Origin of the sequence: Stenotrophomonas chelatiphaga, from assembly GCF_001431535.1 — a bacterium.
In the GTDB taxonomy this organism is placed as follows: Bacteria; Pseudomonadota; Gammaproteobacteria; order Xanthomonadales; family Xanthomonadaceae; genus Stenotrophomonas; species Stenotrophomonas chelatiphaga.
The window spans coordinates 1-4,680 of the sequence record NZ_LDJK01000108.1; the positions used below are offsets into that span (position 1 = coordinate 1).

Annotated in this window: 4 protein-coding genes and 1 pseudogene; 1 reads left to right on the forward strand and 4 read right to left on the reverse strand. The window is 67.5% G+C overall.

Translation table 11 applies throughout. The features are described from left to right. Positions 1–173: 173 nt before the first annotated feature. A complete protein-coding gene (gene purB, locus ABB28_RS17115; protein WP_057687569.1) occupies positions 174–1,541 on the reverse strand; it encodes an adenylosuccinate lyase in 1,368 nt (455 codons plus the stop codon). 213 nt (positions 1,542–1,754) lie between these two features. Between purB and ABB28_RS17120 the strand changes: the two genes are divergently transcribed. Beyond that, the gene (locus ABB28_RS17120) at positions 1,755–3,191 is read left to right on the forward strand and encodes a class II fumarate hydratase (protein WP_057687566.1); all 1,437 of its coding nucleotides are present in this window, start codon (positions 1,755–1,757) and stop codon (positions 3,189–3,191) included. 170 nt (positions 3,192–3,361) lie between these two features. Here the strand turns inward: ABB28_RS17120 and ABB28_RS17125 are convergent, their stop codons facing one another. From ABB28_RS17125 to ABB28_RS18270, 3 genes and pseudogenes are all read right to left on the reverse strand, one after another. Then, complete coding sequence (locus ABB28_RS17125; RefSeq protein WP_057687567.1) at positions 3,362–3,787, reverse strand: hypothetical protein; 426 nt, start codon at positions 3,785–3,787, stop codon at positions 3,362–3,364. A 90-nt stretch (positions 3,788–3,877) separates the two neighbouring features. After that, positions 3,878–4,453, reverse strand: coding sequence for a hypothetical protein (locus ABB28_RS17130; RefSeq protein WP_057687568.1), 576 nt, complete (start codon positions 4,451–4,453; stop codon positions 3,878–3,880). A 28-nt stretch (positions 4,454–4,481) separates the two neighbouring features. After that, a pseudogene (locus tag ABB28_RS18270) lies at positions 4,482–4,680 on the reverse strand (hypothetical protein); the annotation flags it as partial.

A 4,680-nucleotide genomic window follows, 5' to 3' on the forward strand; every position in this document is an offset into this window, starting at 1 on the left:
GGCGGGGGCGTTGAGCGCCATGGATGGCGCGAAACGAGGCCCGCAGGATGCGGCTTCTGCCGTCCCCCGCCAACCCATCCCGCCCCGCCAACAAGCAGCCGTGCAGCTGTTGCTCTGGACCTTGACGTTGCTTGGAAAAAAAGCAGGCGCCGGGCGCAGCCCGGCAAACCCCTTTACACCGCGCGGGCAAGCTCGGCTGCCAGGCCGACGTAGCCACCCGGGGTCAGCTCACGCAGGTGCTGCTTGGCATCGGCCGGCAGCTCCAGCGACTCGACGAACGCGCGCATCGACTCGGCCGTGATGCCCTGGCCGCGCGTCAGCGCCTTCAGCTGCTCGTACGGGTTGGGCAGGCCATGGCGGCGCATCACCGTCTGCACGGCCTCGGCCAGCACTTCCCAGGCCGCATCCAGGTCGGCATCCAGGCGCTGCGGGTTCACTTCCAGCTTGCCGATGCCCTTGGCCAGCGAATCCAGCGCCACCTGGGTGTGCCCGAACGCCGTGCCCAGCGCGCGCAGCACCGTCGAGTCGGTCAGGTCACGCTGCCAGCGGCTGATCGGCAGCTTGGCGCTGAAGTGCTCGAACAGCGCATTGGCGATGCCGAAGTTGCCCTCGGCGTTCTCGAAATCGATCGGGTTGACCTTGTGCGGCATGGTCGAGGAACCGACTTCGCCTTCCTTCAGCCGCTGCTTGAAGTAACCCAGCGAGATGTAACCCCAGATGTCGCGCGAGAGGTCGATCAGGATGGTATTGGCGCGGCGCGCCGCATCACCGATCTCGGCGATGTTGTCATGCGGTTCGATCTGCGTGGTGTACGGGTTGAACACCAGCCCCAGGCCTTCGACAAAGCGCTGGGCGAAGGTGGGCCAGTCCACGTCCGGGTAGCTGGATACGTGTGCGTTGTAGTTGCCGACCGCGCCGTTGATCTTGCCGGTCAGCTCCACCGCCGCCAGCTGGCGGCGCTGGCGCTCCAGGCGGGCGACCACGTTGGCCAGTTCCTTGCCCAGGGTGGTCGGCGAGGCGGTCTGGCCGTGCGTGCGCGACAGCATCGGCTGGGCCGCCTGTGCGTGGGCCAGCGAGCGCAGCGAGGCGGCGATGCCATCCAGCGTGGGCAGCAGCACCTCGCGGCGGGCCTGCTCCAGCATCAGCCCGTAGCTGAGGTTGTTGATGTCTTCGCTGGTGCAGGCGAAGTGCACGAACTCCAGCGCCGGGGCCAGTTCGGCATCGTCCTTCAGCTGTTCCTTGATGAAGTACTCCACCGCCTTGACGTCATGGTTGGTGGTGCGTTCGATGTCCTTGACCCGCGCGGCCTGGGCCGGGCTGAAGTCCTTGGCCAGCGCACGCAGGCGCGCGGTGGCGGCAGCAGAGAAGGCCGGCAGCTCGATCACGCCCGGCTCGGCGCCCAGTGCCAGCAGCCACTCCACTTCCACCGTGATGCGGGCCTTGATCAGTCCGTATTCGGAAAAAATCGGGCGCAGCGCATCGACCTTGCCGGCGTAACGGCCATCGAGCGGGGACAGGGCGAGCAGGGCGGATTCGGACATGTCGGCGGGCAGCTGTGAGACGGCGGGGGCCATATTGTAGGGGCGCGCCTGCTCGACTGTCGAAAACAACGGCTGGCGCGCATGCGGTTGCCGTGGCGTGACGGCCGGCGTCCTTCACGACCCTGTATCCTGAAAGCAGACGCCAGCCTGGGGAACCTGCCCGATGCCAGCCGCAGATTCCCTTTCCCCCTGAAAGCATGCGGAGTTGATCGGATGAGCAAGCGTTCCAGCACGACTACCACCCCCGGTTTCCGGACCGAACATGACAGCATGGGCGAGCTGCAGGTACCTGCCGATGCCCTGTGGGGCGCGCAGACCCAGCGCGCGGTGGACAATTTCCCGGTGTCCGGCCAGCGCATGCCGCGTGGATTCATCCGGGCCCTGGGCCTGGTCAAGGGTGCGGCGGCCGGGGTGAATGCAGAGCTCGGCCACCTGCCCAGGAATATCGCAAAGGCGGTACAGGGCGCGGCCGCCGAAGTGGCCGCCGGTGACTGGGATGCGCACTTCCCGATCGACGTCTACCAGACCGGTTCGGGCACGTCTTCGAACATGAACGCCAACGAGGTCATCGCCACGCTGGCCAACCGCGGGGGCAAGGCCGGGCGCACGCCGGTGCATCCCAACGACCACGTCAACCAGGGCCAGAGCTCCAATGATGTGATTCCGACCGCCCTGCGGGTGTCGGCGGCGCTGGCCGCGCAGGAAGACCTGCTGCCGGCGCTGGCGCACCTGCGCAAGGTCATCGACCGCAAGGGCCGCAGCCTGCGCAAGGTGGTCAAGACCGGGCGCACGCACCTGATGGACGCGATGCCGCTGACGTTCGAGCAGGAATTTTCGGCCTGGTCGGCGCAGTTGGCGTCGGCGCAGCAGCGCTTCGACGACAGCCTCAAGCGCCTGCGTCGCCTGCCGCTGGGCGGTACGGCGATCGGTACCGGCATCAATGCCGACCCGCGCTTCGGCGAACGCGTGGCCAAGGCGCTGAAGGCCGGTACCGGGGTCAAGTTCGAAAGTGCCGCCAACAAGTTCGAGGGGTTGGCCGCGCAGGACGATGCAGTGGAGATCTCCGGCCAGCTCAATGCGCTTGCCGTGGCGCTGATCAAGATCGCCAACGACCTGCGCTGGATGAACGCCGGTCCGCTGGCCGGGCTGGGCGAGATCGAGCTGCCGGCGCTGCAGCCGGGCAGCTCGATCATGCCGGGCAAGGTCAATCCGGTGATCCCGGAGGCGACCGTGATGGCCTGCGCGCAGGTGATCGGCCACCACACCGCGATCACGGTGGCCGGGCAGACCGGCAACTTCCAGTTGAACGTCACCCTGCCGCTGATCGCGGTGAACCTGCTGGACAGCATCACCCTGCTGGCCAACGTGTCGCGGCTGCTGGCCGATAGTGCGATCGACGGGCTGAAGGTGCGCGAGGACCGGGTGCGCGAAGCGCTGGACCGCAATCCGATCCTGGTCACGGCGCTGAACCCGATCATCGGCTATGAGAAGGCCGCGGCGATCGCCAAGCGTGCCTACAAGGAACAGCGGCCGGTGCTGGAGATCGCGCTGGAGGACAGCGGGCTGGCAGAGGCAGAGCTGCGCAGGCTGCTGGATCCGAAGGCGCTCACCGCCGGTGGCATCCATGCAGGCGGCGGCGGGGGAGGCTGATCCCTCGCGTCACAGGAACCGCGTGACGACCAACGGTCGTCACTACCGGGCAATGACAGGGTAGCGCCGACCCATGGTCGGCGAGCGCAGCGGCAACGCCGTGACGACCAACGGTCGTCACCCACCAGGGCAAAACGCCGACGGCCAGCGGCCGTCACTACCCACGATCCTCAGCGACGATCAGCCTGCAGGTTGCCGAAGGTTTCGGTGTAATCCTTGAACTCCGGAATCACCTGCACCAGGTCTTCCGGGATCGGGTTGCTGCCGGCCGGCGGCACGATCTTCACCGGCTTCTTGTCCGGGTCGGCCGGGGCGTCGACCAGGGTGTTCTGGCGCAGCACCTGCAGGTGGCCGAACATCTGCTGCAGCATCTGCTGCTGGTCGGCCCGCAGCGGAATCTCGATCTCGTCGACCTTCATGTGGCCGTTGGCCAGGATGATGATGTTGGGCGCGGGTGCGCGACGCACGGTGACCATGCTGTCGCTGACGGTGATCTTCGGCTTGCTGCGTTCGACGCGGTGGTTGCGGTACTCCTGGTCACAGCCGGCAAGCACGAGGCAGGACAGGGCGGCCAGCAGCAGGAACAGCTTCTTCATGGCGGTCCACGGGGAGGGGGAGAGCCGCTCATTGTAGTCCCCGTGGCGCCGGCCGGCCGCCGCCGGGTCGCTGGCGGCGGCCGGGTGCGCTCATTCGTCGCAGCCGTCGATGTCGCTCTGGCTCATCGTGGCATACGGGGCAAACGCAGGCAGCGAGGCGGCCAGCGCCTGCTGGGTCGCCATCATTGCAGGCAGCTTGTCGCACAGGCCCTTGGCCTGGACCTTCAGCTTGTCCGCTTCGGCGTTGATGCGCTGTTCGATGCCTTCAGTCTGGCCCGAGAACACGCCCTTCAGCGCTTCGCCGGCGGCCTTGACGCCCAGGTTCGCACCGGCCACGCCGATATCCATGCCGGCCGACGCAATGCCTTCGACCTGGTGCCGGTACTCCAGCAACTGGGTACGTTGGGCGGGCGTGGTCACCACGTCCTTGCCTTCGATCAGCAGACCGCCCTGCGGGGTGATCTCCGCGACGGGCAGGCCATCGACGTTCAGCTTGAAATTGCCGGTGGCCAATTCCTTGCGGGCCTTGTCGGTGGCTTCCTGCACCGAGCGGCCGATGCTGCTCCCGGTGTCGTCCAGCGCCTTGGCCGTGTCGTTGTCGTGCCCGGTACAGGCTGCCAGCGGCAGGGCCAGCAGCAGGGTGGGCAGCAGGGTGCGCATCTTCATGGTCGAGTCTTCCGTGTGTGTCTGTCGGTTACTTGCCGCGGGGCAGGGTGACGGTGCCGCGCACGCCGCTGTGGCGGACATCGCCGCTGCCGCTGCGCTGCACGGTCAGGTTGCCGCCGACATCGCGCACCTCGAGCTCGCCCGAGCCGAGGCTGCCGACGCAGCACGTCGCCGCCGACGTCGCACACCTTCGACATCGCCGGAGCCGACCACGCCGATCTCCACGT